Annotated in this window: 21 protein-coding genes; 4 read left to right on the forward strand and 17 right to left on the reverse strand. The window is 61.0% G+C overall.

The window, feature by feature from the left end:
- Positions 1–58: 58 nt before the first annotated feature.
- Positions 59–1,234, reverse strand: a complete 1,176-nt coding sequence (nhaA, locus tag AC3ISR_RS07135) for a Na+/H+ antiporter NhaA (protein ID WP_463984558.1) — start codon at positions 1,232–1,234, stop codon at positions 59–61.
- Between the two features lie 216 nt (positions 1,235–1,450).
- Here nhaA and AC3ISR_RS07140 point away from each other — a divergent pair, with 216 nt between their 5' ends.
- Complete coding sequence (locus AC3ISR_RS07140; RefSeq protein WP_463984559.1) at positions 1,451–2,545, forward strand: PLP-dependent cysteine synthase family protein; 1,095 nt, start codon at positions 1,451–1,453, stop codon at positions 2,543–2,545.
- 140 nt (positions 2,546–2,685) lie between these two features.
- On the opposite strand, the gene AC3ISR_RS07145 is transcribed toward AC3ISR_RS07140, so the two are convergent.
- The 3 genes from AC3ISR_RS07145 to AC3ISR_RS07155 all read right to left on the reverse strand — a co-directional run bounded on the left by AC3ISR_RS07145 (position 2,686) and on the right by AC3ISR_RS07155 (position 5,772).
- Entirely contained in the window at positions 2,686–4,299 is a 1,614-nt protein-coding gene (locus tag AC3ISR_RS07145) for an NAD(P)/FAD-dependent oxidoreductase (RefSeq protein WP_192299307.1), read from the reverse strand.
- 106 nt (positions 4,300–4,405) lie between these two features.
- The gene (locus AC3ISR_RS07150; protein WP_192299306.1) at positions 4,406–5,077 is read right to left on the reverse strand and encodes a COG3650 family protein; all 672 of its coding nucleotides are present in this window, start codon (positions 5,075–5,077) and stop codon (positions 4,406–4,408) included.
- Between the two features lie 95 nt (positions 5,078–5,172).
- Positions 5,173–5,772, reverse strand: a complete 600-nt coding sequence (locus tag AC3ISR_RS07155; RefSeq protein WP_463984389.1) for a short chain dehydrogenase — start codon at positions 5,770–5,772, stop codon at positions 5,173–5,175.
- A 106-nt stretch (positions 5,773–5,878) separates the two neighbouring features.
- Between AC3ISR_RS07155 and AC3ISR_RS07160 the strand changes: the two genes are divergently transcribed.
- On the forward strand, positions 5,879–6,787 hold the full coding sequence (locus AC3ISR_RS07160) for a LysR family transcriptional regulator (RefSeq protein ID WP_192299304.1): 909 nt from the start codon (positions 5,879–5,881) through the stop codon (positions 6,785–6,787).
- On the opposite strand, the gene AC3ISR_RS07165 is transcribed toward AC3ISR_RS07160, so the two are convergent.
- The 9 genes from AC3ISR_RS07165 to AC3ISR_RS07205 all read right to left on the reverse strand — a co-directional run bounded on the left by AC3ISR_RS07165 (position 6,784) and on the right by AC3ISR_RS07205 (position 14,495).
- Positions 6,784–7,269: a DoxX family protein gene (locus AC3ISR_RS07165; RefSeq protein WP_463984390.1), complete on the reverse strand. Its 486-nt coding sequence runs from the start codon at positions 7,267–7,269 to the stop codon at positions 6,784–6,786. The two genes, AC3ISR_RS07160 and AC3ISR_RS07165, sit on opposite strands and share 4 nt — an antisense overlap.
- On the reverse strand, positions 7,266–8,042 hold the full coding sequence (locus tag AC3ISR_RS07170; protein WP_463984391.1) for an HvfC/BufC N-terminal domain-containing protein: 777 nt from the start codon (positions 8,040–8,042) through the stop codon (positions 7,266–7,268). The genes AC3ISR_RS07165 and AC3ISR_RS07170 overlap by 4 nt, the downstream gene beginning before the upstream one ends.
- Complete coding sequence (gene bufB, locus AC3ISR_RS07175; RefSeq protein WP_192299301.1) at positions 8,039–8,917, reverse strand: MNIO family bufferin maturase; 879 nt, start codon at positions 8,915–8,917, stop codon at positions 8,039–8,041. The genes AC3ISR_RS07170 and bufB overlap by 4 nt, the downstream gene beginning before the upstream one ends.
- A 23-nt stretch (positions 8,918–8,940) precedes the next feature.
- Positions 8,941–9,237, reverse strand: coding sequence for a BufA1 family periplasmic bufferin-type metallophore (locus AC3ISR_RS07180; RefSeq protein ID WP_024073886.1), 297 nt, complete (start codon positions 9,235–9,237; stop codon positions 8,941–8,943).
- 260 nt (positions 9,238–9,497) lie between these two features.
- Complete coding sequence (locus tag AC3ISR_RS07185; RefSeq protein WP_017735935.1) at positions 9,498–10,199, reverse strand: ABC transporter ATP-binding protein; 702 nt, start codon at positions 10,197–10,199, stop codon at positions 9,498–9,500.
- Position 10,200: 1 nt separating this feature from the next.
- Positions 10,201–10,968: a high-affinity branched-chain amino acid ABC transporter ATP-binding protein LivG gene (gene livG, locus AC3ISR_RS07190; protein ID WP_017735934.1), complete on the reverse strand. Its 768-nt coding sequence runs from the start codon at positions 10,966–10,968 to the stop codon at positions 10,201–10,203.
- Entirely contained in the window at positions 10,965–12,218 is a 1,254-nt protein-coding gene (locus AC3ISR_RS07195) for a high-affinity branched-chain amino acid ABC transporter permease LivM (protein ID WP_192299299.1), read from the reverse strand. The genes livG and AC3ISR_RS07195 overlap by 4 nt, the downstream gene beginning before the upstream one ends.
- On the reverse strand, positions 12,215–13,138 hold the full coding sequence (gene livH, locus AC3ISR_RS07200; protein ID WP_060753800.1) for a high-affinity branched-chain amino acid ABC transporter permease LivH: 924 nt from the start codon (positions 13,136–13,138) through the stop codon (positions 12,215–12,217). Before livH ends, AC3ISR_RS07195 begins: the two co-directional genes overlap by 4 nt.
- Before the next feature lie 229 nt (positions 13,139–13,367).
- Entirely contained in the window at positions 13,368–14,495 is a 1,128-nt protein-coding gene (locus AC3ISR_RS07205; protein ID WP_226457699.1) for a branched-chain amino acid ABC transporter substrate-binding protein, read from the reverse strand.
- A 353-nt stretch (positions 14,496–14,848) separates the two neighbouring features.
- Here AC3ISR_RS07205 and AC3ISR_RS07210 point away from each other — a divergent pair, with 353 nt between their 5' ends.
- Positions 14,849–15,160, forward strand: a complete 312-nt coding sequence (locus AC3ISR_RS07210; protein ID WP_192299297.1) for a DUF2288 domain-containing protein — start codon at positions 14,849–14,851, stop codon at positions 15,158–15,160.
- Positions 15,161–15,545: 385 nt separating this feature from the next.
- Here the strand turns inward: AC3ISR_RS07210 and AC3ISR_RS07215 are convergent, their stop codons facing one another.
- The 3 genes from AC3ISR_RS07215 to AC3ISR_RS07225 all read right to left on the reverse strand — a co-directional run bounded on the left by AC3ISR_RS07215 (position 15,546) and on the right by AC3ISR_RS07225 (position 20,695).
- A complete protein-coding gene (locus tag AC3ISR_RS07215) occupies positions 15,546–17,723 on the reverse strand; it encodes a hypothetical protein (RefSeq protein ID WP_192299296.1) in 2,178 nt (725 codons plus the stop codon).
- A 203-nt stretch (positions 17,724–17,926) separates the two neighbouring features.
- Positions 17,927–20,191, reverse strand: a complete 2,265-nt coding sequence (locus AC3ISR_RS07220; protein ID WP_463984392.1) for a putative bifunctional diguanylate cyclase/phosphodiesterase — start codon at positions 20,189–20,191, stop codon at positions 17,927–17,929.
- A 138-nt stretch (positions 20,192–20,329) separates the two neighbouring features.
- Entirely contained in the window at positions 20,330–20,695 is a 366-nt protein-coding gene (locus AC3ISR_RS07225) for a YkgJ family cysteine cluster protein (RefSeq protein WP_192299294.1), read from the reverse strand.
- A gap of 249 nt (positions 20,696–20,944) precedes the next feature.
- Here AC3ISR_RS07225 and AC3ISR_RS07230 point away from each other — a divergent pair, with 249 nt between their 5' ends.
- Positions 20,945–22,291: a spinster family MFS transporter gene (locus AC3ISR_RS07230; RefSeq protein ID WP_192299293.1), complete on the forward strand. Its 1,347-nt coding sequence runs from the start codon at positions 20,945–20,947 to the stop codon at positions 22,289–22,291.
- Positions 22,292–22,441: 150 nt separating this feature from the next.
- On the opposite strand, the gene rapA is transcribed toward AC3ISR_RS07230, so the two are convergent.
- A complete protein-coding gene (gene rapA / locus AC3ISR_RS07235; RefSeq protein WP_192299292.1) occupies positions 22,442–25,288 on the reverse strand; it encodes an RNA polymerase-associated protein RapA in 2,847 nt (948 codons plus the stop codon).
- Positions 25,289–25,411: the final 123 nt, after the last annotated feature.

A 25,411-nucleotide genomic window follows, 5' to 3' on the forward strand; every position in this document is an offset into this window, starting at 1 on the left:
GGAACAGGAGGGAAATGTGGCGAGGGAGCAAGCTCCCTCGCCACAGTCATTGCATTCGTTATGCTTTCTTGCGACTCGCCATTGCCGTTACTGCATAGCCAATGCACGCCGCCAGAATCGACCCGGTCAGAATCCCCATTCGGTCTTCCCCGGCAAACTCACTGGCACCCGGCACAAACGCCAGGGAACCGACAAACAGGCTCATGGTAAAGCCGATGCCGCACAGGATCGCCACACCAAACACCTGGCCCCAGTTGGCGCCGCTGGGCAGTGCGGCCAGGCCGGTCTTGATGGCCAGCCAGGTCAGGCCGAACACGCCGACGGTCTTGCCGATCAGCAGGCCGGCGGCAATGCCCAGCGGTACGTGGTGGGTGAAGCTTTCCAGGCTGACGCCGGCCAGGGACACACCGGCGTTGGCGAACGCAAACAGCGGCAGGATGCCGTAGGCCACCCAAGGGTGCAGGGCGTGTTCCAGGGTCATCAATGGCGAAGGCTCGGCATTCTTGGTGCGCATCGGGATGCAGAAGGCCAATGTCACGCCGGCCAGGGTGGCATGCACACCACTTTTCAGCACGCAGACCCACAGGATCAACCCGATGATCAGGTACGGGCCAAGCTTGATCACACCGAGGCGATTCATCGCGATCAATGCAATCAGGCAAGCGCCCGCGCCCGCCAGTGCGGCGCCCGACAGGTCGGCGGAATAGAACACCGCAATCACGATGATTGCGCCCAGGTCGTCGATGATCGCCAGGGTCATCAGGAACAGCTTGAGCGACACCGGCACGCGTTTGCCCAACAGGGCCAGTACGCCGAGGGCGAAGGCGATGTCGGTGGCCATGGGGATCGCCCAGCCCGACAGCGCGGCGGGGTAGTTCTTGTTGATCGCCCAGTAGATCAGCGCCGGTACGACCATGCCGCCAATCGCGGCTGCGCCGGGCAGCACCACCTGGGACGGCTTGGACAGATGGCCGTCAAGCAACTCACGCTTGACCTCCAGGCCGATCAGCAGGAAGAACAGCGCCATCAGGCCGTCGTTGATCCATAGCAGTGCAGGCTTGGCGATTTTCAGTGCGCCGATCTGTGCCACCACCGGCACATCGAGAAAGGCGTTGTAGAGGTGCGACAACGGCGAGTTGTTGATGATCAGCGCCAGTGCGGCAGCGGCGATCAACAGCAAGCCACTGGCGGCCTCCAGCTGGAAGAAACGGGTGAAAGTGCTACGCAGAGGCAAGGGATGCTCTCCAATCCAGGTTCAATAGGTGGCTACCCTAACCCGTACCGTTAGTTGTTAAAACAAAAGTTATATTCTTATTTGTTATAAGAGAGTGATTGGGAGGGCAGTGCGCCAAAGCTTAGCAATTGTGTGTCCAATTGAGTCGGTACTGTATCTGTGTGGAGTGTAGGAAACCTCCTAAGATTGGGCGTGAAATCCTTAGAGAACCTCCTCATGAGCGACCACCGTCCCTGGGCCCGCGAAGCCATTCGTATCATCGAAGCGGACTTCCAGCGCAGCGCCGACACACACCTGATCCCGTTGCCGCTGCCCGGCTTGCCGGGTGTCGAGTTGTACTTCAAGGACGAGTCCAGCCACCCCACCGGCAGCCTGAAGCATCGTCTGGCGCGTTCGCTGTTCCTGTATGCGCTGTGCAATGGCTGGTTGAAGCCGGGCGCACCGGTGATCGAGGCGTCCAGCGGTTCGACGGCGATATCGGAAGCCTACTTCGCCCGCCTGCTCGGCTTGCCGTTTATCGCGGTGATGCCGGCCACCACCTCCCAGGAAAAGATCGCGCAGATCGCCTTTTACGGTGGCAAGAGCCATCTGGTGAACGATCCGACGCAGATCTACGCCGAATCCGAACGGCTGGCGCAGGAAAGTGGTGGTCACTTCATGGACCAGTTCACCTACGCGGAACGGGCCACCGACTGGCGCGCGAACAACAACATCGCCGAGTCGATCTTCCAGCAGATGCGGTTTGAGCATTACCCAGAGCCGAGCTGGCTGATTTCCAGCCCCGGTACCGGCGGCACCACGGCAACCCTGGGGCGTTACGTGCGTTATCGCCAGCATTGCACCCGCGTGCTGTGTGCCGATGCGGAGCGCTCAGTGTTTTTTGATTACTACTTGAGCGGCGACGCCAGTTTGCGCCTGGACTGTGGTTCGCGCATCGAAGGCATTGGCCGGCCGCGGGTCGAGGCGTCGTTTCTGCCCAAGGTGATTGATGCGATGGTCAAGGTGCCAGATGCATTATCGCTGGCGGCCATGCATTACCTGGCCGCGCGCTTGGGGCGGCGGGTCGGCGGGTCCAGTGGGACTAACTTGATCGGCGCGTTGATGGCTGCGCTGCAGATGAAAGCAGCCGGGGAGTCGGGGTCGATCGTGGCGATCTTGTGTGACGGGGGAGAGCGGTATGCCACCACTTACTATGATCAGGCGTGGCTTAAAGCGCAGGGCTACGAGCTACAGGATTTGATTGCCGCCGTGGCGGCGACTGTCGAACAGGGCGAGCCGCTGCCGGCCAGCGTCTTGCGCGCCAATATCTGACTCAACACAAAAACCAATGTGGGAGCGGGCTTGCTCGCGAATGCGGTGTGTCAGTCACACACTGTTCAACTGATCCACCGCTTTCGCGAGCAAGCCCGCTCCCACACAAGCCCGCTCACATTCAATAAATAAGCGAGTTATCAGGCTTCGAGGCCCAACATATCCCGCGCCAACGCCTCGGCGATCCGAATCCCGTCCACACCCGCCGACAGAATCCCACCGGCATAACCCGCGCCTTCACCGGCCGGGAACAGGCCCTTGACGTTCAAGCTCTGCATCGACTCATTACGGGTGATCCGCAACGGCGACGACGTGCGCGTCTCGATCCCGGTCAGCACGGCATCGTGCAGCGAGTAGCCCTTGATCTGCTTCTCGAACGCCGGCAGTGCTTCGCGGATCGCTTCGATGGCGAAGTCCGGCAGGGCCAGGGCCAGGTCACCCAGGGCTACCCCCGGCTTGTAGGACGGTTCCACGCTACCGATAGCCGTGGATGGCTTACCCGCGATGAAATCGCCCACCAGTTGCGCCGGGGCCTCATAGTTGCTGCCGCCGAGGATGTAGGCGTGGGACTCCAGACGCTCCTGCAACTCGATACCCGCCAGCGGTCCACCCGGGTAATCCACCTCAGGCGTAATGCCGACCACGATGCCAGAGTTGGCATTACGCTCGTTACGCGAATATTGGCTCATGCCGTTGGTTACTACGCGGCCCGGCTCGGAGGTGGCAGCGACCACCGTACCGCCCGGGCACATGCAGAAGCTGTAGACCGAGCGGCCGTTCTTGGCATGGTGCACCAGCTTGTAGTCGGCAGCGCCAAGTTTCGGGTGGCCAGCGTATTTGCCCAGGCGCGCCGCGTCGATCAGCGACTGCGGGTGTTCGATACGGAAACCCACCGAGAACGGCTTGGCCTCCATGTACACGCCACGGCCGTGAAGCATGCGGAAGGTGTCGCGGGCGCTATGGCCGAGGGCCAGGATCACGTGCTTGGAGAGGATCTGCTCGCCGCCGTCGACAACTACGCCATTCAACTGGCCGTCTTCAATCAGCACGTCAGTGACGCGTTGCTCGAAACGCACTTCACCGCCGAGGGCGATGATCTGCTCGCGCATGTTTTCCACCACGCCGGTCAGGCGGAATGTACCGATGTGCGGCTTGCTGACGTAAAGGATCTCTTCCGGCGCACCGGCCTTGACGAATTCGTGCAGGACTTTACGCCCGTGGAATTTCGGGTCCTTGATCTGGCTGTACAGCTTGCCGTCGGAAAAGGTCCCGGCGCCGCCTTCGCCGAACTGCACGTTGGACTCGGGGTTCAGCACATTCTTACGCCACAGGCCCCAGGTGTCCTTGGTGCGCTGGCGCACTTCGCGACCGCGCTCAAGAATGATTGGCTTGAAGCCCATTTGTGCCAGCAGCAGCCCGGCGAAGATGCCGCACGGGCCAAAGCCGACCACGATCGGGCGTTCCGTCAGGCCTTCAGGCGCCTGGCCGACCACTTTGTAGCTGACATCCGGCGCCTGGTTGACGTTGCGGTCATCGGCGAACTTGAGCAGCAGGGCGGCTTCGCCTTTGACGTCCAGGTCGATGGTGTAGATGAAGCACAGCTCCGATGACTTCTTGCGCGCATCGTAGCTGCGTTTGAACAGGGTGAAATCGAGCAGGTCATCACTGGCGATGCCCAGGCGCTGCACGATGGCAGGGCGCAGGTCTTCTTCGGGATGGTCGATGGGCAGCTTGAGTTCGGTGATTCGTAGCATGACGGGATCCGGTAGGCGGCGGGCAAAGAGGCCGGCTGTTTTGCAAACCGGCGATTATAAGCCCCAATGGACGTTTTCCGTCATGTTAAAACAGCCCAGGGCGGCGTCAGTCGTCGCGCGAGCCGCCAAACGCCGCGCAACCGCGTTGCACCTGGCCGTTGACGCGCAATTCGGCGGTCATGTGTTGCAGGCTGCCGCTGACGCTGTCCACGCAACGTTGCGGGGCTACCCACAGTTCGACGTGCTGGTTGTTGGCTTCGGTCATCAGGTTGAAACGGCCATCGCCGATCTGTTCTTCCACATACGGCACCGCCAGTGGCGGCTGGCCTTCGCGCTCCAGCACCATGCCCTTGGCCGTGACATTCATCGCCCAGGCCGGCTTGTGGCCGTTGGCGCGCAGGATCATGCGCTTGAAGTCCGGGTCGTTGCAGGCCGAGGTCGAACGCTCCACGCGGTAGAGCTGTTGCAGGTCGACGCTGCCCTGGGTGCCGCTGGCCACGCCGGAGAACTTGCCACGCAGGTCGGCGAACAAGGTGCCTTGCTGGCCGGCCAGGGAGGCGGCTTCCTGCAGGACGCTGGTGCCGCCGGTGTCGTTGACCACGTAGTTGCGTTGGTCGTTGCACGGCTGGAACAGCAGCTTGCCGTTGACCGCCGTGAGTTCGCCCTGCATGCGGGTCAGGCCGGCAGTCGACGGCTTGGCCGGCTCGCTTTCGAACATCTGGCAGGCGGCGAACAGGGGGAGCAGGGCAAACAGGGCAAGGGTACGAGCGGCACGCATAGAGGGTCTCCAGACAAGTGCCGCCACGTTACGCAGGCTGGCGCCGCATCACAAGCCCGCCTGCCAGCTTCAGGCGATTCTGACAGACGTTAAGGTCAGCCCACGATAAAGGTCTGACCGGTCTGCAAGCCCTCGACGCTTTTGGCGTAGGCCAACGCCACATCTGCCCCCGCCGCCGGTTTGAAACCGCGGAAATAAGGCGCGTAGCTGCCCATCGCTTCCACCAGTACCGTAGGACTTACAGAATTGACGCGCAGGCCCCGTGGCAATTCGATTGCCGCTGCTTTGACGAACGCATCCAGCGCACCGTTGACCAGCGCCGCCGATGCACCCGTGCGGATCGGGTCGCGGTTGAGGATGCCGCTGGTGAAGGTGAAAGACGCGCCGTCGTTGGCGTACTCGCGGCCGATCAGCAGCAGGTTGACCTGGCCCATCAGTTTGTCGCGCAGGCCCAGTTCAAAGTCGGCGTCGCTCATTTCACCCAGTGCCGCGAACTTCACGCTGCCGGCGGCGCAGACCAGCGCGTCGAACTTGCCGGTCTGCTCGAACAGCTTGCGGATTGAGGCGCTGTCGCTGATGTCCACCTGAAAGTCACCGCTGGTGCGGCCGATGCTGATCACCTCGTGACGCTGCGCCAGTTCGTTCTTGACTGCCGAGCCGACGGTGCCGCTGGCGCCAATCAATAGGATTTTCATGGTGCTGTTCCTCCAGTGGGGGTAAGTGAGGGTTCAGTCTAGAGTGGCTTTTTCCCTGGATAAACGTGCTAATAGGCAACCTTTGGTTTTCTTTTGGAAACAATCCATGAGCGAGATGGATGACCTGGCGGCCTTTGCCGTGTTGATCGAAGCCGGCAGTTTCACCGTGGCGGCGGAGCAGTTGGGCTGTAGCAAGGGGCAACTGTCCAAGCGCATCAGCCAGTTGGAAACGCAGTACTCGGTCGTGTTGCTGCATCGCACCACGCGCAAGCTCAGCCTCACCGCGGCCGGCGCGGCGCTGCTGCCCCAGGCCCAGGCGCTGGTGGTCCAGGTCGACCGCGCCCGTCAGGCATTGGCGCGGCTCAAAGACGATCTTGTCGGACCGGTGCGTATGACGGTTCCAGTGTCGTTGGGCGAAACCTTCTTTGATGGCTTGCTACTGGAGTTTTCCAAGCAGTACCCGCAAGTTCAGCTCGAGCTGGAGCTGAACAACAACTATCGCGATCTGGCGCGGGACGGCTTCGATTTGGGGGTGCGTTCCGGTGCCATCGAAAACGCGCGCCTGGTGGCCAAGCCATTGCTGGCCTGGCATGAGATGACCTGCGCCAGCCCGGCTTACCTGGAGCAGCATGGCGAGCCGCAGACCCCGGCGGATCTGGCCCGCCACACCTGCCTGCTCAACAGTCACTACAGCGGCCGCGAAGAGTGGCTGTACCACCAGCAGCACGAATTGTTGCGGGTGCGGGTCAGTGGCACCTTCGCCTCCAATCATTACAACCTGTTGAAAAAGGCTGCGCTGGTCGGGGCCGGTATTGCCCGTCTGCCGTCCTACGTCTTACCCGCGGAATTGGCTGACGGGCGCTTGCGCTTGCTCCTGCGCGACTTTCAGACGCGGAGCATGCCGATGTACCTGGTGCATCCCTATCAAGGCGGCCTGCCGCGTCGCACTCAAGTGTTGGCCGATTACCTGGTGGACTGGTTCAAGCGCAGCGGCGAGGCCCTCGACCGGCTTTAGTGGTAACGGCGGGCGATCAACTGGTCGATGGACAAGCGTCCCGGTCCCTTGGCCACCAGCAGCAACAGCACGGCGATCCAGGTGCCGTGGGTCGGGTAGGCGTCCGGGTAGACGAAGAGCTGAATGACCAGGGTCATGCCGATCAGCGCCAGGGCCGAGAATCGCGTGGCGAACCCGATCAGAATCAGCACCGGGAAAAAATGCTCGGCAAACGCCGCCATATGTGCGGCCACCTCCGGCGACAGCAACGGCACGTGGTATTCGCTGCGAAACAGCGGCAAGGTCGATGCGGCCAGGCGTGGCTCACCCAGCTCAAAGGTGCCGCCGATCAGGTCCACGGCAAAGCCCTCGACCTTGGTTTGCCCGGATTTCCAGAACACCGCGGCGATGGAAAACCGTGCGATGAAGGCGATCAGGCTGTAGGGGATTTTTTCGAATAGTTGAATGACCTGTCTTACCAGGCACGGTGCGGAGGTGTTCATGGCGATACCTTTTGGTCCAGATGCAAATGAATGATGGCCTGGTGGCTGATCAGCAGCGTCAGGCATTGGTGCAGGTCGAATTCAGCGTTGGCCTCCAGGGCGCACTCCACGGCCCTCTGCAAAGGCAAGCCGTGGCCCAGGCGGTCGATAAAGACCTGCGATCCAGGGTCGATGGCGAACACCTTGACCTCCAGGCCTTGGCGCAATACCAGGGCACTCTGGGCATGCCAGGGGTCCAGGGTGCCGACGCCATCCTCTGCCTGATGCGCGGCCCACATCGCCACCAGCGCATACGCGCTAGCCAGCGTGGTCACCGACGGATGCAGTTGCACGCGCAGCGCCCCCAGGTCGGCTTGGCCTTGCAGGGCCTGGAGTAGCGCTTGAGGGGCCAGCGGCGCATGGTCGGCCGCGTGATACGCGCAGACCCGCAAGCGTTCCAGCCGTGCCATATCCGCCAGGTAGGGCACGCTGGCCGCCGGTTCGAAACCCTGGATGAAGTCGGCGAGCGTACTGCCGTACTCGCACATCAACGGGCTGGTGGGTGGGCAGCTCTGTAGGTAGAGGCCGGCCATGGCGCGGAAAAACCTGTCGCCCACCAGTTGCAGGGTCACGGGGTACGCGGTGGCCAGCGCGTTGATCAACGCGCTGTGTACATTGTTGCGATACACCGCGAAGCGGCTGGCGGGGTCGGCGCCGTTACGGCTGAACAGGCCGTCGGGGCAGGTCGCTTCGGGGGCCAGCAAGGCGGCGGCAAAATCGGCGTGCAGGCTCATGGGCTGACCTGCGACAGGTGCCAGTCCGCGTGCCGGGCTTCGGCTTGCAGCACGCTGAAGGCCGGTACCTGATTGTCGCGTTCGATCAATGTGGCGACCGGTCCGGTGCGTGTCAGTACGCTTTCGTACAACTGCCATACGGCGTTATCGATGGGCGCGCCGTGATCATCGATCAGTAGGCGTTCGCCGAGGCTGTCAGTGTCTTCGGCAAAACCGGCCAGATGAATCTCACCGACGGCGTGCAGCGGTAACGCGTCGATGTAGGCCAGTGGCTCGCGCTGGTGATTGATGCACGACACGTAGACGTTGTTGACGTCCAGCAGCAAACCACAGCCGGTGCGGCGGACGATTTCGCTGATGAAGTCGGTCTCGTCCAGGGTCGAGCGCTGGAATTGCAGGTAGGTCGACGGATTCTCCAGCAGCATCGGGCGCTTGAGCGCGCTTTGGACCTGGTCAACGTGTTCGCACACACGCTTGAGGGTGGCGGCGTCGTAGGCCAGGGGCAGCAGGTCATGGAGAAACACCGGGCCGTGGCTCGACCAGGCCAGGTGTTCGGAAAAGGACTGGGGTTGATAGCGCTCGATCAGCGTGGCCAGGCGTGCCAGGTGCGCAGGGTCCAGGGGGCCTTCGCCGCCGATGGACAGGCCCACGCCGTGCAACGACAGCGGGTACTGTGCGCGGATCAAACCCAGGTAGTGATGAAAGGGCCCGCCGGCGACCATGTAGTTTTCGGCGTGCACTTCAAAAAAACCGATGTCGGGGGTGGTCTCAAGCACTTCGCTCAAGTGCTCGTGCTTGAGCCCCAGCCCGGCCCGGCGCGGAAGGCCGGGCGCCTGAGCCTGGGAGGCGGGGTGCAGGGATGAAAGAATCATCATCAGTACTCAGGCGGCCCAGGGTTTCAGGACTTGGCGGTGAAGGCCGCTTCCTGGCCGAAACCGGTCGGCGAGGTGGAGCTTGGGGTTTGGGTGCAGGTGCCAGCGGGGACCAGCTTCCAGGCGTTGGCCTGGTCCTTGGTTTTCGAGGTGCCAGCGCAGGACGTGCCAGCGCCTGCGGCACAGTCGTTTTTACCGGCTTCAGCGACGCCGAAACATTTCTGCATATCGTCAGCGGCGTGGGCGGTGGTGGTCAGCGCGGACAGGCTCAGGGCGGAACCGAGGGCCAGGACGAGGGTGGCAGCGGACAGTTTGGTGGTCATGGTGAATCTCCAGCAGTGGGTTGAGTTGGCGGGCTTGATTGCCTGCTTGCACCACTAGAGACAGGAGGGGGGGATCCGTTACAAATCCACCAAAAATAATTTCGGGTCTCATCGGATTCAAAGAAACACACAACGCAAATGTGGGAGCGGGCTTGCTCGCGAAAGCGGCGTGCCAGCCAACAGATACTTGGCTGATCCACCGCATTCGCGAGCAAGCCCGCTCCCACATTTTTTGACCCGGTTCGTGCAGCAACCGGTGGTTAACCGCCCAGGTACGCCTCACGCACCTTGGGATCGGTCAGCAATTGCTCACCCGAACCTTCCATCACCACCCGGCCGTTCTCCAGCACATAGGCACGGTCGGCGATTTTCAGGGCCTGGTTGGCGTTCTGCTCCACCAGGAACACCGTTACACCGTCCTTGCGCAGCTGTTCGATGATGTCGAAGATCTGCTGGATGATGATCGGTGCCAGGCCCAGGGACGGTTCGTCGAGCAACAGCAGCTTGGGCTTGCTCATCAGCGCCCGACCGATGGCGAGCATTTGCTGCTCGCCGCCGGACATGGTGCCGCCGCGCTGGCTGAAGCGCTCCTTGAGCCGAGGGAAAAGGTGCAGCACCTTGTCCATCTGTTCCTGGAAGTCGCCCTTGTCGGTAAAGAACCCGCCCATGGCCAGGTTCTCTTCCACGGTCAGGCGGGAAAACACCCGACGACCTTCCGGCACCACCGCGATGCTTTTGCGCATGATCTGCGACGATTGCAGGCCCACCAGTTCCTCACCCATGTAGCGGATGCTGCCGCTGTGGGCTTGCGGCGAACCGCACAGGGTCATCAGCAGGGTCGACTTGCCGGCACCGTTGGCGCCGATCAGCGTGACGATCTCACCTTGGCGCACTTCCACGTTAACGCTGTGCAGGGCCTGGATCTTGCCGTAGAAAGTGGAAACGTTTTCGAATTGCAGCATTTTACGCTTCCCCCAAATAGGCTTTGATCACTTCCGGGTTGTCGCGGATCTGCTCCGGCGTCCCGTCGGCCAGCGGCGTGCCCTGGTTGATCACCACGATGTGGTCGGAAATGCTCATGACCAGTTTCATGTCGTGTTCGATCAACAGCACGGTGACGTTGTGTTCCTCACGCAGCACACTGATCAGCGCCTTGAGGTCTTCGGTTTCCTTGGGGTTCAGGCCGGCAGCCGGTTCGTCGAGCATGAGGATGCGCGGGCGGGTCATCATGCAACGGGCGATTTCCAGGCGACGTTGCTGACCATAGGCCAGGGTGCCGGCAGGGCGGTTGGCGAACTCGGTCAGGTTGACCTTGTCCAGCCAGTACGCGGCAAATTCCATGGCTTCGCGCTCGCTCTTGCGGAACGCCGGGGTCTTGAACAGGCCCGCCAGGAAGTTGGTGTTCAAGTGACGGTGCTGGGCGATCAGCAGGTTCTCGACCGCTGTCATGTCCTTGAACAGGCGCACGTTCTGGAAGGTCCGCACCACGCCCTTGCGGGCGATCTCGTGACCGGCCAGGCCCTGGATCGGCTGGCCGTCCAGCAGGATGCTGCCACCGCTCGGCTTGTAGAAACCGGTGAGGCAGTTGAACACCGTGGTCTTGCCGGCGCCGTTGGGGCCGATCAATGCAACCACCTGTTTCTCTTTCACGGTCAGGGCCACGCCGTTGACCGCCAGCAAGCCGCCGAAGCGCATGCTCAAGTTTTCAACCTTCAGGATCTCGCGGCTCATTTGCGCAGCTCCATGTGTGGACGTTGCATAGGGAGCAGGCCTTGAGGACGCCAGATCATCATCAGCACCATCATGGCGCCGAACATCAACATGCGGTATTCGCTGAACTCACGCATCATTTCCGGCAGCAGGATCATCACGATTGCCGCCAGAATGACGCCCAACTGCGAGCCCATGCCGCCCAGTACCACGATGGCGAGGATGATCGCCGACTCGATAAAGGTGAACGACTCCGGGGTGACCAGGCCTTGGCGCGCGGCGAAGAAGCTGCCGGCGAAACCGGCGAACGCAGCACCCAGGGTGAAGGCGGAAAGCTTGATGATGGTCGGGTTCAGGCCCAGGGCACGGCAGGCGATCTCATCTTCGCGCAATGCTTCCCACGCACGGCCGATCGGCATGCGCAGCAAACGGTTGATCACGAACAAGGCCGCCAACGCCAGCAACAGCGCCACCAGGTACAGGAACACCACTTTGCTTACCGGGTTGTAGTCGATCCCGAAATACTCGTGGAAGGTCTGCATGCCTTCTGCGGCGCTGCGGTCGAACGACAGCCCGAAGAAGGTCGGCTTGGGGATGCTGCTGATGCCGTTCGGGCCACCGGTGATGTCGGTCAGGTTACGCAGGAACAGTCGGATGATTTCCCCGAAGCCCAAGGTCACGATCGCCAGGTAGTCACCGCGCAAGCGCAATACCGGGAAGCCCAGCAGGAAGCCGAACGTCGCCGCCGCCATGCCCGCCAGTGGCAGGCAGATCCAGAAGCTCCAGCCCAGGTAGTGCGAGAGCAGCGCGTAGGTGTAGGCACCCACCGCATAGAAACCCACATAACCGAGGTCGAGCAGACCGGCCAGGCCCACCACGATGTTCAGGCCCAGGCCCAGCAACACGTAGATCAGGATCAGGGTGGCGATGTCGACGGCGCCGCGCGAGCCGAAGAACGGCCAGATCAATGCGGCAATGATCAACGCGATGATGATGTAGCGCTGGGTACGCGGCAGGGTCAGGAATTGGCTGACCTTGGGCGATACCAACGGCCCACGGTTGCCCTTGAACAAGGCGCCGACCTGTTGGGTGAACAACACGCGCAGGAACATCAGCACCGAGCACAGGGCAATGATGGTCAGGGTCACGGGACCGGTGCCATGCACTTCCAGGTTGATGCCGACAATGCTCAGCTTGAGGCCGAGTACCGGAAAGGCCACGGCCCACACCAGCAGGGCGCTGAAGAACGCCGATTTAAGATATCTGCTCATACTTTCTCAACCTCCGGACGGCCCAGAATGCCGGTCGGACGGAACAACAGCACCAGAACCAACAGGCCGAACGCCACGACGTCCTTGTACTGGTCGCCGAAGATGTCGGCGCCAAAGGCTTCGGCCACACCCAGCACCAGGCCACCGAGCATCGCGCCCGGGATACTGCCGATGCCGCCCAATACCGCCGCGGTAAAGGCCTTGAGGCCTACCAGGAAACCGGCGTTGGGGTTGATCACGCCGTACTGCATGCTCAGCAGCACCGCCGCGACCGCGGCCAGCGCGGCACCGATCACGAAGGTCAGGGCGATGATGTTGTTGGTGTTGATGCCCAGCAGGTTGGCCATCTTGATGTCTTCGGCGCAGGCCCGGCAGGCGCGCCCCAGACGGGAGCGGGAGATGAACAGGGTCAGGCCCAGCATGGCCACCAGGGTGACGACGAAGACCAGGATCTGCATGTAGGAAATCAGCACTTCCTCCGCGCCGCCCGGGCCGAAGGAGAAGCTCCCAGGGATCAGGTTGGGGATGGATTTATCCTTGGAATCCTGGGACAGCAATACAGTGTTCTGTAGGAAAATCGACATGCCGATGGCGGAAATCAACGGGATCAAACGGTTGCTGCCACGCAAGGGACGATAGGCAACACGCTCGATACTGTAGCCGTAGGCACTGGTTACAACGATTGACGCGATAAACGCGGCGGTCATCAACAGCGGCAGGGAGTGGATCCCCATCATGGCCAGCCCGGCAAGGGCGATAAAGGCCACGTAGGAACCAATCATGTACACCTCGCCATGGGCGAAGTTGATCATTCCAATGATGCCGTAAACCATTGTGTAGCCAATGGCTATCAAGGCATAGGTGCTGCCAATGGTCAGGCCATTAACCAGCTGTTGGAAAAAATGATAGATCTCAGGCATTACAGCGCTCCTAAAAACCCGATACGCATTTCACTGGTGGAGTCATGTTCCGGCCCCGCGCTGTGTTCTATGAGCACATTTGCACGAAGCGTTTGCCAGCGAACCGCTGGTGACGGTTTTAAGATTTTCAGGTGAGCCAGCGCCCGGATCGCGGGTGACAGGCCCATAAACCTCGTAAAACAAAGCCCACTGCTTTCACAGTGGGCTTGTTGGACCAGTAACGCCTGGCTTACTGAGGGGAAACTTCGGTTTTTGGTTTGCCGAAGTGCCATTCGTAGACCACGAACTTGAAGTCCTTCAGGTCGCCCTTGGCGTCAAAGCTCAGGTCGCCGGTAGGGGTCTTGAACGTGCCCGCGTGGATCGCGGCTGCCACTTTGGCGGTGTCTTCGCTCTTCGCGGCAGCGATACCGCCGGCGATCAGCTCAACGGCGGAGTAGGCCGGGAACACGAACGGGCCGCTTGGGTCCTTGCCGTCAGCCTTGATGGCGTCAACGATGGCCTTGTTCTCAGGCTCGGCGTCGAACGACTTCGGCAGGGTGACCAGCAGGCCTTCGGAAGCGCCTTGGGCGATTTGCGAGATGGAGTCGTTGCCGACGCCTTCCGGACCCATGAACTTGGCTTTCAGGCCTTTTTCCTGGGCTTGGCGCAGGATCAGGCCCAGCTCTGGGTGGTAGCCGCCGTAGTAGACGAAGTCGACGTTGGCTTGCTTGAGCTTCTGGATGATCGAGGAGAAGTCTTTGTCGCCGGCGTTCAGGCCTTCGAAGACGGCAACCTTGGTGCCTTTCTTCTCAAGGGTCTGTTTGACGGCGGTGGCGATGCCTTCACCGTATTGCTGTTTGTCGTGCAGTACGGCAACGACTTTCGGCTTCACGTGGTCGGCGATGTAGTTGCCGGCCGCTGGGCCCTGGGCGCTGTCCAGGCCGATGGTGCGGAAGACCAGCTTGTAGCCACGGGCGGTGATGTCCGGGCTGGTAGCGGCCGGGGTGATCATGATGACGCCTTCGTCTTCATAGATGTCCGACGCTGGCTGAGTGGAGCTGGAGCAGAGGTGACCGACCACGAACTTGACGCCATCGTTGACCACTTTGTTGGCTACGGCAACGGCTTGTTTTGGATCGCAAGCGTCATCGTATTCCTTGGCTTCAAGCATCTTGCCATCGACGCCGCCCTTGGCATTGATGTCTTTGATCGCTTGTTTTGCGCCAACGAACTGCATGTCGCCGTATTGCGTAACCGGGCCGGTCTTCGGGCCGGCGATGCCGATCTTGATGGTGTCGGCTGCAAACGAATGGCCGGCAACCCCAGCCAGGACCATAGCGGCAAACAGTTTGGAAATCTGCTTAGTAGCCTTATTCATAGTGCTCCACTCTTGCTGTTGTATTTTTTATAGTTCTAGCGGCCTTGTGAGCTGCAGAACCGGATCGGATATCTCGGACATCCCCCGGCAGCGGCCTGGCAACTGTACCGGTACAGTGTAGAGCGCCGGTTGATCGCTTGAAAAGCTGGCTGCTGGGGGCAAAACCCGGGCATGTCGCTTAAATGAAAGAAAAAGACAGAATCGCGGCGGGCTGATGCCAGAGTTTCGGGCAATCCTTGGCTTTTCTGAAACTTTCTATCGATGACTCATTTTGCAACTGGGTTTCTGCCTGGCTTTTTATGCGAACGCCTCGACGTTAAGATTGCGCCGATTTTTTACTCAGGTGAATTCCCATGACGCAAGAACCTAGCACCCTCTATGCCAAGCTGCTCGGTGAAACCGCCGAAATTTCCTGGAAGGAGCTTGAACCGTTCTTTGCCAAGGGTGCCCTATTGTGGGTCGACGCCGGCCTGGATTTGATCGAAGCCGCCGAAGGAATGGCTGAGGACAACCGTGACAAAGTCGCCTCCTGGCTGGCCTCGGGGAGTCTTGGCGAAGTGTCTGCGACGCGGGCATTGGACCTGGTGGAACGTGATCCCAGCCTCTGGGCGGTGGTGGTTTCGCCTTGGATTCTGATCCAGGAAAGGGCGGCACAAGAAAGCTAGGCACCAAAAAGGTGCGTGTTTTTCGCCGAAGGAAGTGTGTAGCGGAGTAACCGCTGGCGCCGTGATGGCATGTTGCCGTAGAGAAAGGTCACAGCGCAGGGTGACGTGCACGTCATGGGAACAGTTTTCTCGCGGCCAAAAGCGCGGCTGAATTGTTTCTTGGTGTGAATAAACGGCGGGTGCCTGTCAGATAAATCCGTGTGAAGCGGTGAAGCAAGGAAGTTCGTGCACCACTTCTACGCGGCAAAACGTTTCTTCCACGCCATGCCGGCGTACTTTTTCAGCCGGCACGGTAGAGCGCGTCAAACCCATGCCACAGGCCTGGCAACGCCAGCGCATGGCACTCTGAAACAACGACGGCGCCGATGGGCGCCGTCTCAAGGTCTCAGGCCGTTTTACCTGTGTGGTTATTCAACGAAATAACCTTGGTCTTGCCGATGCGGTGACGGTAGATCTCGCGCAGGTACTTGATCGCCTTCTTCACACAGTCCCGCGACAGGCGGATGTCATTGATCGACACGAATTTCTCTTTGTCGTTGATCAGTTCGCGGTACTTCTTCTCATACATCGGCTTGATCGCGTACCAGTTGGTATCGAGGATCTTCGCCGGGTTTTCAAACTCGTTGAGCAACTCGTCGATGCGGTCTTCGTCGAAGTCCTCGTGGATGATGAAGTCCAGGATCGAGTTGTCCAGCGTCTCGTCGAAGCGGTACGGGTTGCGCGCAAAGCAGCGTTTGATAAACGCCACGATCAAGGTCAGGAAGTCGTCCGACAGGCATGGGCTCTTGGCGATCAAGGTGGTCAGCGACAGGTTGGCCGAGGCGCCGATCACCAGGGCATAGCGCTTGAGCGTGGTATTGGGGAACAGGCTGTTGAGGTGGGTCTTGAGCCGGTTGAGGTCCATGTAGGACAGTTTGTAGTCCTTGGGCAGCGAGACGATCGACACCACCGACGAGCAGTTCTTGAAGAAGTGCAGGTCGTGCAACGCCGCAGCGTCGTAGCCGGAGTTCTTGTACTGCTCCAGGGACGCTCTGTAGCGCTTGGATTCAATCGGCAGCAAGCTGATGCCTTCGATGGCCTGGGTGACCTTGTTGAAGTGCGGCAGGTCGATGGAGCGGAAGAACAGGTCGTCGATGTTCAGGCGCTGCGGTTCTTTGTCGAACACCTTGAACTTGTCGTTGGACGGCGCCGGGGTTTCCGGCACCACCGACTCGGCGTAGGCAATCGCCACCGGCCCGGCCAGACTCATAAACAGGTCGTTGGCATCCAGGCGGATGGTCTCGCCGATGTCGATACCGGCGCGGCGGAAGTAGTTCTGGTCGTAGTCGGTGGTCACCGCCTGGGCGGTGAGGATGTTGAAGATCTGCTGGGAAATATACTGGTTGGCGTGTTTTTCCATGGCATTGACGTCAATGTTCTGGATGTTGCCGTCATCGCTCTCTTCGGCGTAGCGCATGATGTCGTTGGAGATCAGCATCATTGCGTTCCATGGGCGGATTCGCCCCTTCACGCTGGCCTCGCTGCTGTCTTCATTGGCGAAGTTGTATGAGAAATCCCATTCTTCCGACAGATACTTGCAGAGCAAACGCCCGGCGTTGATATGCAGTGCCTCGGACATTTCGCTGCGGTGGTCGGAGATGTTCGGCAGCACGCAGATGCCGCTGGTGAAGATCGGCTCGAACACAAACGCGTGGCCGCTCTTGCTGTCGTGCTCGTCGGCGGGCTTGGTGTCGAAGGTCTTGTTCATGTACGAGTGTTGCTGGGCCAGGCCGAATTCCGAGGCCATGCCTGAACCCGTGCCGCCGCCGGCGCTGAAGATCGAGAAGTACAGGCGCGACTGGTTGGCCTTGATGCCGCAGGAGTCGATCAGATACGAGTGGATCATTTTCCAGTCGGGGCTGGAAAAGCGCTGGGTGTCTTTGTTGAGGATGATCTTGGCCAGGTACTGGCCGAGGATCGGCGCGTTACCCGCGCCACCGGCATGCACCTCTGACAGGTCCATGATTTTCATTTTGCTGTAGTCGCGCAGGAACCCGCTTTTTTCACCCTTGCGCGAGAAGCGGATGCGCCCGGCGATGTCCTTGTCCAGGTCGCCGAGCATCACCAGCGGTTCCACCAGGAACACCGGCTTGCTGGCCTTGCCGCCGCCCAGGCGCAGGTTGTTGCGGATCCACTGCGCCGGGCTGTAGCCCTTGTCCGCCGATTTGTCTTCGTTACTGAACTCATTCAGGTAGAACTTGCGCGCGTTGTACACCAGCTCGGCCACGTCCAGCGCGATGTTCGAACCGCAGCGCCCCAGGCCGATCAGGCAGACCGAAGGAAATTCCTGCTCGTTGCGCGGGTCGCCGTCGCCTTCCTGCTGGGGCAGGCGTGGGAACACCATGTCGCGCAGGCCGTCGAGGTTGTCGAGGATGCGGTCGGTGTTGGTTTCGGTGAAGTACAGGTATTGCTGGGTGGCCAGCGGGCGGGCGCTGCTCAATGACTTTGAACCTGGGGATTTTTCCACAGGTGCTGTCGGCAACACGTCGGGGACCACGGTGGCAGAGTTATTTTTGGAAGTCATTGGGCGCCATGTACCTGAACGGATGGCTGGAGAATTTCAAGGAGCCATCACTGAATGGGAGTTCGCGACTTTGCAGCGCGTCTTCGTCCGGGATGTGAAAATTAACCCTGCGTTCTCAAGGGAAAACGTAGCCGGACTCTGATGAATCGGCCGTTGGTCGGGTTTCTTTAAGCAAATGATGGCGTAATGCCAAAGTTTCGACGTCAGCGGATTGGCCGCACCACCGAGGTGGAGCCGGCACGGCCGGGGGAGGGCGCCTTGGGGGCGCAAATGTCCATCGCGCCCGCCGCGCTCAACGCATGCAGCGGGTTCTGCCTTTCAATGCCTTGGATCACGCCGATGATATCGGCGGCGCACACCGCCGGGCTGAGCAGGTAGCCCTGGACGAAATCGCAGCCATGCTTGAGCAGCAACTCGAACTGCGCCTGGGTTTCCACGCCTTCGGTGACCACCTGCAGGTGCAGGGTGTGGGCCATGCCGATAATCGCCTGGACGATCTCGATGTCGGCAGTGGATTTGGGGATGTCCTGGATAAACGAACGATCAATCTTCAAGGTATTGAGCGGCAGGCGTTTAAGGTAGGCGAGGGAGGAATAGCCGGTGCCGAAATCATCGATGGCCAGTGAAACACCCAGTGCACGGATCTGGCGCAGCAACGCCAGGGTGCTGCTGATATTGCCCATCAGCGCGTTTTCGGTGACTTCCAGTTCCAGGCGGTGGGCCGCCACACCGGCGAAACGCAGTGCGTCTTCGATTTCATCGGCCAGTTCGTCGCGGGCCATGTTCAAGGCCGAGCAGTTCACCGCCATGGTCAGTTCGTAGTAGCCCCGGTCAGACAACAGGCTCAGATCGTGACAGGCCTGGCGCAATACCCAGTGGTCCAGTTCGGCAATCAGGCCGTTGCTTTCGGCGATCCCGATAAACCGGTCCGGAGCCAACAGGCCGTGTGTCGGGTGTTGCCAGCGCACCAAGGCCTCCAGGCGCGAGACTTTGCCCAGTTTCATGTCGAAGATCGGTTGGTAGAACAACACCAGCTGGTTTCTGGCCCGCAGTGCGCCACGCAGCTCTTCTTCCAGTTGCAGTTCGAGAAAGGCGCGGGTTTTCAGGTTGGAGCTGAAGAAGTTCAGGGTATTGCGGCCGGTGTCTTTGGATTGGTACAGCGCCAGGTCGGCGGTTTTCAGCAGCTCTTCGCAGGTCTGGCCATCGTCCGGGAACAGGCTGATGCCGATGCTGGTGGTCATCACCATGCGCCGCCCGGCCAACTCTATCGGGTCTTTCATCTTTTGCATGATGCGCTGGGCCATGTGCCGCGCTTCGTCACGGTGGTGGATGTTGATCAGGATGCAGAACTCGTCACCGCCAAACCGCGCAACCACGTCTTCATGGCTGCGCACCGACCCTTTGATATGCCCGGCAAGGACGCTGAGCAATTGGTCGCCGGCGTCGTGGCCGAGGCTGTCGTTGATGCGCTTGAAATGGTCGATATCAAGGAAAATAACCGCCAACATGCCGTTTGATGCGGTTTTTTCAGCGACTTTTTCCGCAAAGATCTGGTTGAAGCCGCGCCGGTTGAGCAGGCTGGTCAGGGCGTCAAAGTGCGCTACTTGCTGCAGCGAGGCACGGGCCTGGTCCAACTCGCTGAGCAGGGCGTTGACTCGGCGCAGGTCGCGCTCCTTGTGTTGCAGCTTCTTGTCCGCCAGTGCCGCGCTGACGCTGCTGCCGATCACCAGCAAGGTGATGACGGCGACCGACAGGCCGAGTTGGATGGGGTTGTTGTTCAGCGGCAGTGAGAGGTCTGCGCCGGTGGGCACGATCAGGCGCATGGCCGCCATGCCGGTAAAGTGCATGCTGAGGATGCCGGCGCCCAGCACCAGGCTGGCCGCGTATTTGAGCAGTTGGTGAAACACCCCGGCGCCGTTGCGCAGGTAGCTCGACAGCAGCAGCGCCGCAAGGCTGGCACCGATGGCGATGCCAATCGAGGCCATGAACAGTGCTGACTCGAAATACGCCTGGGCCTGGGAACGCATGGCGGATATGCCGACGTAGTGCATCAGGGCGATGCCCAGGCCCATCCATACCGACGCCAGCAGATACTGGTGCAAGCGCAGGCGGGGATGACTGAGGGTTTGCATGGCGAACAGCGAGGCGATCATGGCGATCAGCAGCGAAATGAAGGTCATGAACAATTCGTGGTGAATCGCGATGGGCGCCTGGAAGGCCAGCATGCTGATGAAGTGTGTGGACCAGATACCACCGGCCAGGCAACCGGCACCCAGCCAGCGCCAGCGGCGACGTGCAGTAGGGTCTTCGACGTGGCCGACGCGCTCGGCCATATCGAGCGTACCGAAACCGGCCGCACAGGCGACCAGGTAGGCCAGTAGCACCAGGAAGGGGTTATGACTGCAATTGAGTAATAAATGCCCGTTCGCTGGAAGCTCGGTAAAGAAATTCAGACCAAGCCATTCCATAGCGTGCCCCATCATAGAGTCTCGTCACTGCCTACGGCGATGACCTATGCAGTCGAGTATAGAAGCCTCGCAGGATTCGCCATGAATAATGGCACTTTGCTCTGAATGATTTTGGCATGCCGGCCATAGCGTTTGATGCTAAGCGCTGATGGGCAGATCCAGCTCGAAGGGCGCTTCCAGGGGCGGCAGGCCGAAGGCGGCGCGGGCCGCATCGCAATCGGCGTTGTGCACGCCTTCGTGCCAGGACGCTTCAAATTCGCGGCAGGTACTCGAGCGTTGCGTGTAGATCGAGCAACTGGTGCCCTTGCCCACTTCACCTTCAAGGCTGCAGCAGCGTACGGGTTTCTGGTCGGTGCCGATCATCGCCACGCGCGTCGGGTTGATCTGTACCACCAGATCGTCGGGTACCGTCCCTCCGGACGAGGCGCACTCACCCCAGAAAAAAGACACGCGAAAGTGTGAACAGCAGGCACCGCAACTCAGGCACGGACTGGCTTCGGACATGGGCGTCATCGATAAGAAAGTAAGAGGGGGACTACAGGAAGGCTTGCCATTCTATCTGCGCCATGGCCGTTGGGAAGAGGGGAGCGGATATATATTTTCGTAGGGAAAGTCCCATGAAACCGGGGGAAATCATGCCCTATCAGCTTTACGAATCATTACAGACAAGCGCTGCCAGCCCCACTATGTTGCAGGGACCGGGCAGGATGCATCGGGCATCGCAGCTCTCATAACAATAAAAGAGACGGACCCATGCAGAACTCGACCCAAGCGGCGAATGCCTGGCGCATTCTGTTCCTGCTGTTCCTCGCCAATTTGTTCAACTTCTTCGATCGCACCATTCCCGCGATCATCATCGAGCCGATCCGCATGGAATGGCACCTGAGCGACTTCCAGCTCGGCATCATCGGTACCGCCTTCACCATCGTCTATGCCATCGCCGGCCTGCCCCTCGGGCGCCTGGCCGATACCGGTTCGCGCAGCAAATTGATGGGCTGGGGCCTGTTCGCCTGGAGCGGGCTGACGGCGGTCAATGGCCTGGTCGGCAGTTTCTGGAGCTTTTTGCTGGTGCGCATGGGCATCGGTATCGGCGAAGCCAGCTACGCCCCGGCGGCCAACTCGCTGATCGGCGACCTGTTTCCTGCCCATCGCCGTGCCCGGGCGATGGGTATCTTCATGCTCGGCTTGCCCCTGGGCCTGTTGTTGGCCTTCTTCACTATCGGTTGGATGGTCAAGGCGTTCGACAGCTGGCGCGCGCCGTTCTTTATCGCCGCCGTGCCGGGGATGATCCTTGCGGTGTTCATGTTCTATATCAAGGAGCCCAAGCGCGGCGCCGCTGAAACCGTGCAAGTCTCCCAGGCGCGCGTCGACCGCCCGATCCGTCGCGTGCTGGCAGTGCCGACGTTCCTTTGGCTGGTGCTGGCCGGGCTGTGTTTCAACTTCGCTACCTATGCCTGCAACTCGTTCCTGGTGCCGATGCTACAGCGCTACTTCCTGATGCCATTGCAGGATGCAGCGGTCGCCACGGGCGTGATCGTCGGCCTGACCGGCCTGGTGGGCCTGACCCTGGGCGGTTGGGTGGCCGACAAGATTCATCAGCGGGTTGCCAACGGCCGCCTGCTGTTCGCGGCGTTCAGCCTGATCATTTCCACCGTCACCACGGCCTGGGCGTTGCACGCCGGGCGTATCGAGATCGGGGTGTTTGTGGCGTTGTTCAGTGTGGGCTGGCTGTTTGCCTATAACTTCTACACCTGCGTGTACACGGCGATTCAAGACGTGGTCGAGCCGCGTCTGCGGGCCACGGCGATGGCGCTGTTTTTTGCCGGGTTGTACTTGCTGGGCGGCGGCATGGGGCCGATCGTGGTGGGGGGCTTGTCCGATCATTTCGCCCATTCGGCGATGTATGCGGCGGGGGCGGAGCAGATGACCGAGGCGTACAAGGCAGTGGGGTTGCATGACGCCATGTATCTGATCCCGGTGGCGCTGTTGCTGACCATGCTGTTTCTGTTCCAGGCGTCGCGGTGTTTTGTGCGTGATGCCAAGAAGATGAAGGAGGGCTTGAGTGTTATTGAGGTGCCGGCGTCGGCGGTTACAGCTTGAGACCGAGGTGACTTCATCGCAGGCAAGCCAGCTCCCACATTTGGCTGCATTCCAACGTTGGAACTCGGTCAACTGTGGGAGCGGGCTTGCCCGCGATGAGGCCCTCAAGGCATATAAAGAAGGCCCGCATTGCGCGGGCCTTCTTTATTACTAGCCTGCGACCAGGACTCGAATCGCTTCCAACCGCAGCGCGGCTTTGTCCAGCATCGCCAAACCTTGCTCGCGCTGGTTGCGCAACGCCACCAACTCACTGTCACGCACGGTCGGGTTGACCGCTTGCAACGCGGTCAGGCGTGCCAGTTCTTCGTCGGTGTCCGCTGCCAGGCGACGCTTGGCCTCAGCCACACGCTCGGCGTGCTGCGGGGTGATCTTCTCTTCGCCGGCGTTGATCCGTGGCGTCAGCTGGTCGCGCTGGGCCTGGATAAACTTGTTGGCGCTGGCCCGTGGCACGCTTTCCAACTGGTCGTTGAGCGTCACGAACGACACACGGCTCGACAGGTCATTGCCATTGGCATCCAGCAAGCAGCGCAAGGCGGCCGGCGGCAGGTAGCGGCCCAGTTGCAGGGCGCGCGGTGCGACCACTTCGCTGACGTAGAGCAGTTCCAGCAACACGGTGCCCGGTTTCAGCGCCTTGTTCTTGATCAGGGCCACGGCGGTGTTGCCCATCGAACCGGACAGCACCAAGTCCATGCCGCCCTGCACCATCGGGTGTTCCCAGGTGATGAACTGCATGTCTTCACGTGACAGTGCCTGGTTGCGGTCGTAGGTGATGGTCACGCCTTCGTCGTCGCCGAGGGGGAAGCTGGCGTCGAGCATTTTTTCGCTCGGCTTCAGGATCAGGGCGTTTTCCGAATGGTCTTCGCTGTCGATGCCGAACGCATCGAACAGGGTTTCCATGTAGATCGGCAGGGCGAACTGATCGTCTTGCTCCAGGATGTCCTCGACCAGCGCGTCGCCTTCCCCGGCACCGCCGGAGTTGAGTTCCAGCAAGCGGTCGCGACCGGTGTGCAGCTCTTGCTCCAGGCGCTCGCGCTCGGTGCGGGCTTCGTCGATCAGGGCTTGCCACTCGCCGTCGTCGGCTGCTTCCAGCAGCGGCAGCAGGCGTGGGCCGAACTGATGCTGCAAGGCGTTGCCGGTCGGGCAGGTGTTGAGGAATGCATTCAGCGCCTCGTTGTACCACTGGAACAGGCGCTCTTGCGGGCTGGTCTCCAGGTACGGCACGTGCAGTTCGATCACGTGTTTCTGGCCGATCCGGTCCAGACGGCCGATCCGCTGTTCCAGCAGGTCCGGGTGAGACGGCAGGTCGAACAGCACCAAGTGGTGGGAGAACTGGAAGTTGCGGCCTTCGCTGCCGATCTCGGAGCAGATCAGCACCTGGGCGCCGAACTCTTCATCGGCGAAGTAGGCGGCGGCGCGGTCACGCTCGAGGATGTTCATGCCCTCGTGGAATACCGTGGCCGGAATGCCGGAGCGCACGCGCAGGGCGTCTTCCAGGTCCATGGCGGTTTCGGCGTGGGCGCAGATCACCAGGACCTTGGTGCGCTTGAGCATTTTCAGCTGATCGATCAGCCATTCGACCCGTGGGTCGAAGCGCCACCAGCGGTTTTCTTCCTCAATGTCCGGTTGCGCCTGGAAGCTGACTTCCGGGTACAACTCGGCGTGCTCGCCCAGCGGCAATTCGAGGTATTCGTCCGGGTTCGCCAGCGGGTAGGCGTGCAGCTTGCGCTCCGGGAAACCCTGCACGGCGGCGCGGGTGTTGCGGAACAGCACGCGGCCGGTGCCGTGGCGGTCGAGCAACTCGCGCACCAGGCGTGCGCTGGCTTCGGTGTCACCATCGTTGACGGCGGTGAGCAGGGCTTCGCCTTCGTCACCGAGGAAACCCTGGATGGTCTTGTGGGCGGCTGGCGACAGGCGGCCCTTGTCCATCAGTTCCTGCACGGCTTCGGCCACCGGGCGATAGTTCTCGCTCTCGGCGCGGAAGGCGGCCAGGTCGTGGAAGCGGTTCGGGTCCAGCAGGCGCAGGCGGGCGAAGTGGCTGTCCTGGCCCAATTGTTCCGGGGTGGCGGTCAGCAGCAGCACGCCAGGAATCACTTCGGCCAGTTGCTCGACCAGGGCGTATTCGGCGCTGGCCTTTTCTTCGTGCCAGACCAGGTGGTGAGCTTCGTCGACCACCAGCAGGTCCCAGCCGGCGGCGAACAGCGCGTCCTGGGCCTTCTCGTCGTCCACCAGCCATTCCAGTGCCACCAGGGCAAGCTGGGTGTCTTCGAATGGGTTGGCGGCATCGCTTTCAATGAAGCGTTCTTCGTCAAACAGCGCAACCTGCAGGTTGAAGCGGCGGCGCATTTCCACCAGCCATTGGTGCTGCAGGTTTTCCGGGACCAGGATCAGCACGCGGTTGGCGCGGCCCGACAGCAGTTGGCGATGGATCACCAGGCCGGCTTCGATGGTCTTGCCCAGGCCTACTTCGTCGGCCAGCAATACCCGCGGCGCGATACGGTCGGCGACTTCACGGGCGATGTGCAATTGGTGGGCAATCGGTTGCGCACGCACGCCACCCAGGCCCCACAGCGAAGACTGCAATTGGCGGCTGGTGTGTTCCAGGGTGTGGTAGCGCAGCGAGAACCAGGCCAGCGGGTCGATCTGCCCGGCGAACAGACGGTCGCTGGCCAGGCGGAACTGGATGAAATTGGAGAGTTGGGTTTCCGGCAGGGTGACCTGCTCGTTCTGCCCATTGAGGCCGTGGTACACCAGCAGGCCGTCGACGTCGTCGACTTCCTGCACGGTCATTTTCCAGCCTTCGAAATGGGTGATGGTGTCACCCGGCGAGAACCGCACGCGAGTGAGGGGCGCATTCCGTAGCGCATACTGGCGGGTGTCGCCAGTGGCCGGATAGAGCACGGTCAACAAGCGGCCGTCCTGTGCCAGAACGGTGCCTAACCCCAGCTCTGCTTCGCTGTCACTAATCCAGCGTTGCCCCGGTTGATACTGCTGCGCCATGCTGCCTGACTCCCGCCGTGAAAAAGCCGACTATCTTAACGGAACACGGCCCTCAGCCAAAGGACTCCTGACAAAAACTACTCCGTTTGAGTGGCTGCCCGGAAGTCGGATCGACGGGTGGCG

Source organism: Pseudomonas sp. GL_117 (genome assembly GCF_057835125.1).

Coding starts and splice junctions, on each gene's coding strand:
- AC3ISR_RS07225 (WP_192299294.1), bottom strand. CDS start 20,695: ATGTCCGAAGCCAGTCCGTGCCTGAGTTGCGGTGCCTGCTGTTCACAC.
- livG (WP_017735934.1), bottom strand. CDS start 10,968: ATGAGCCGCGAGATCCTGAAGGTTGAAAACTTGAGCATGCGCTTCGGC.
- AC3ISR_RS07155 (WP_463984389.1), bottom strand. CDS start 5,772: ATGAAAATCCTATTGATTGGCGCCAGCGGCACCGTCGGCTCGGCAGTC.
- AC3ISR_RS07205 (WP_226457699.1), bottom strand. CDS start 14,495: ATGAATAAGGCTACTAAGCAGATTTCCAAACTGTTTGCCGCTATGGTC.
- AC3ISR_RS07165 (WP_463984390.1), bottom strand. CDS start 7,269: ATGAACACCTCCGCACCGTGCCTGGTAAGACAGGTCATTCAACTATTC.
- AC3ISR_RS07215 (WP_192299296.1), bottom strand. CDS start 17,723: ATGACTTCCAAAAATAACTCTGCCACCGTGGTCCCCGACGTGTTGCCG.
- livH (WP_060753800.1), bottom strand. CDS start 13,138: ATGCCTGAGATCTATCATTTTTTCCAACAGCTGGTTAATGGCCTGACC.
- AC3ISR_RS07160 (WP_192299304.1), top strand. CDS start 5,879: ATGAGCGAGATGGATGACCTGGCGGCCTTTGCCGTGTTGATCGAAGCC.
- AC3ISR_RS07150 (WP_192299306.1), bottom strand. CDS start 5,077: ATGCGTGCCGCTCGTACCCTTGCCCTGTTTGCCCTGCTCCCCCTGTTC.
- AC3ISR_RS07220 (WP_463984392.1), bottom strand. CDS start 20,191: ATGGAATGGCTTGGTCTGAATTTCTTTACCGAGCTTCCAGCGAACGGG.
- AC3ISR_RS07230 (WP_192299293.1), top strand. CDS start 20,945: ATGCAGAACTCGACCCAAGCGGCGAATGCCTGGCGCATTCTGTTCCTG.
- AC3ISR_RS07170 (WP_463984391.1), bottom strand. CDS start 8,042: ATGAGCCTGCACGCCGATTTTGCCGCCGCCTTGCTGGCCCCCGAAGCG.
- AC3ISR_RS07145 (WP_192299307.1), bottom strand. CDS start 4,299: ATGCTACGAATCACCGAACTCAAGCTGCCCATCGACCATCCCGAAGAA.
- rapA (WP_192299292.1), bottom strand. CDS start 25,288: ATGGCGCAGCAGTATCAACCGGGGCAACGCTGGATTAGTGACAGCGAA.
- AC3ISR_RS07180 (WP_024073886.1), bottom strand. CDS start 9,237: ATGACCACCAAACTGTCCGCTGCCACCCTCGTCCTGGCCCTCGGTTCC.
- AC3ISR_RS07210 (WP_192299297.1), top strand. CDS start 14,849: ATGACGCAAGAACCTAGCACCCTCTATGCCAAGCTGCTCGGTGAAACC.
- AC3ISR_RS07195 (WP_192299299.1), bottom strand. CDS start 12,218: ATGAGCAGATATCTTAAATCGGCGTTCTTCAGCGCCCTGCTGGTGTGG.
- AC3ISR_RS07185 (WP_017735935.1), bottom strand. CDS start 10,199: ATGCTGCAATTCGAAAACGTTTCCACTTTCTACGGCAAGATCCAGGCC.
- AC3ISR_RS07140 (WP_463984559.1), top strand. CDS start 1,451: ATGAGCGACCACCGTCCCTGGGCCCGCGAAGCCATTCGTATCATCGAA.
- bufB (WP_192299301.1), bottom strand. CDS start 8,917: ATGATGATTCTTTCATCCCTGCACCCCGCCTCCCAGGCTCAGGCGCCC.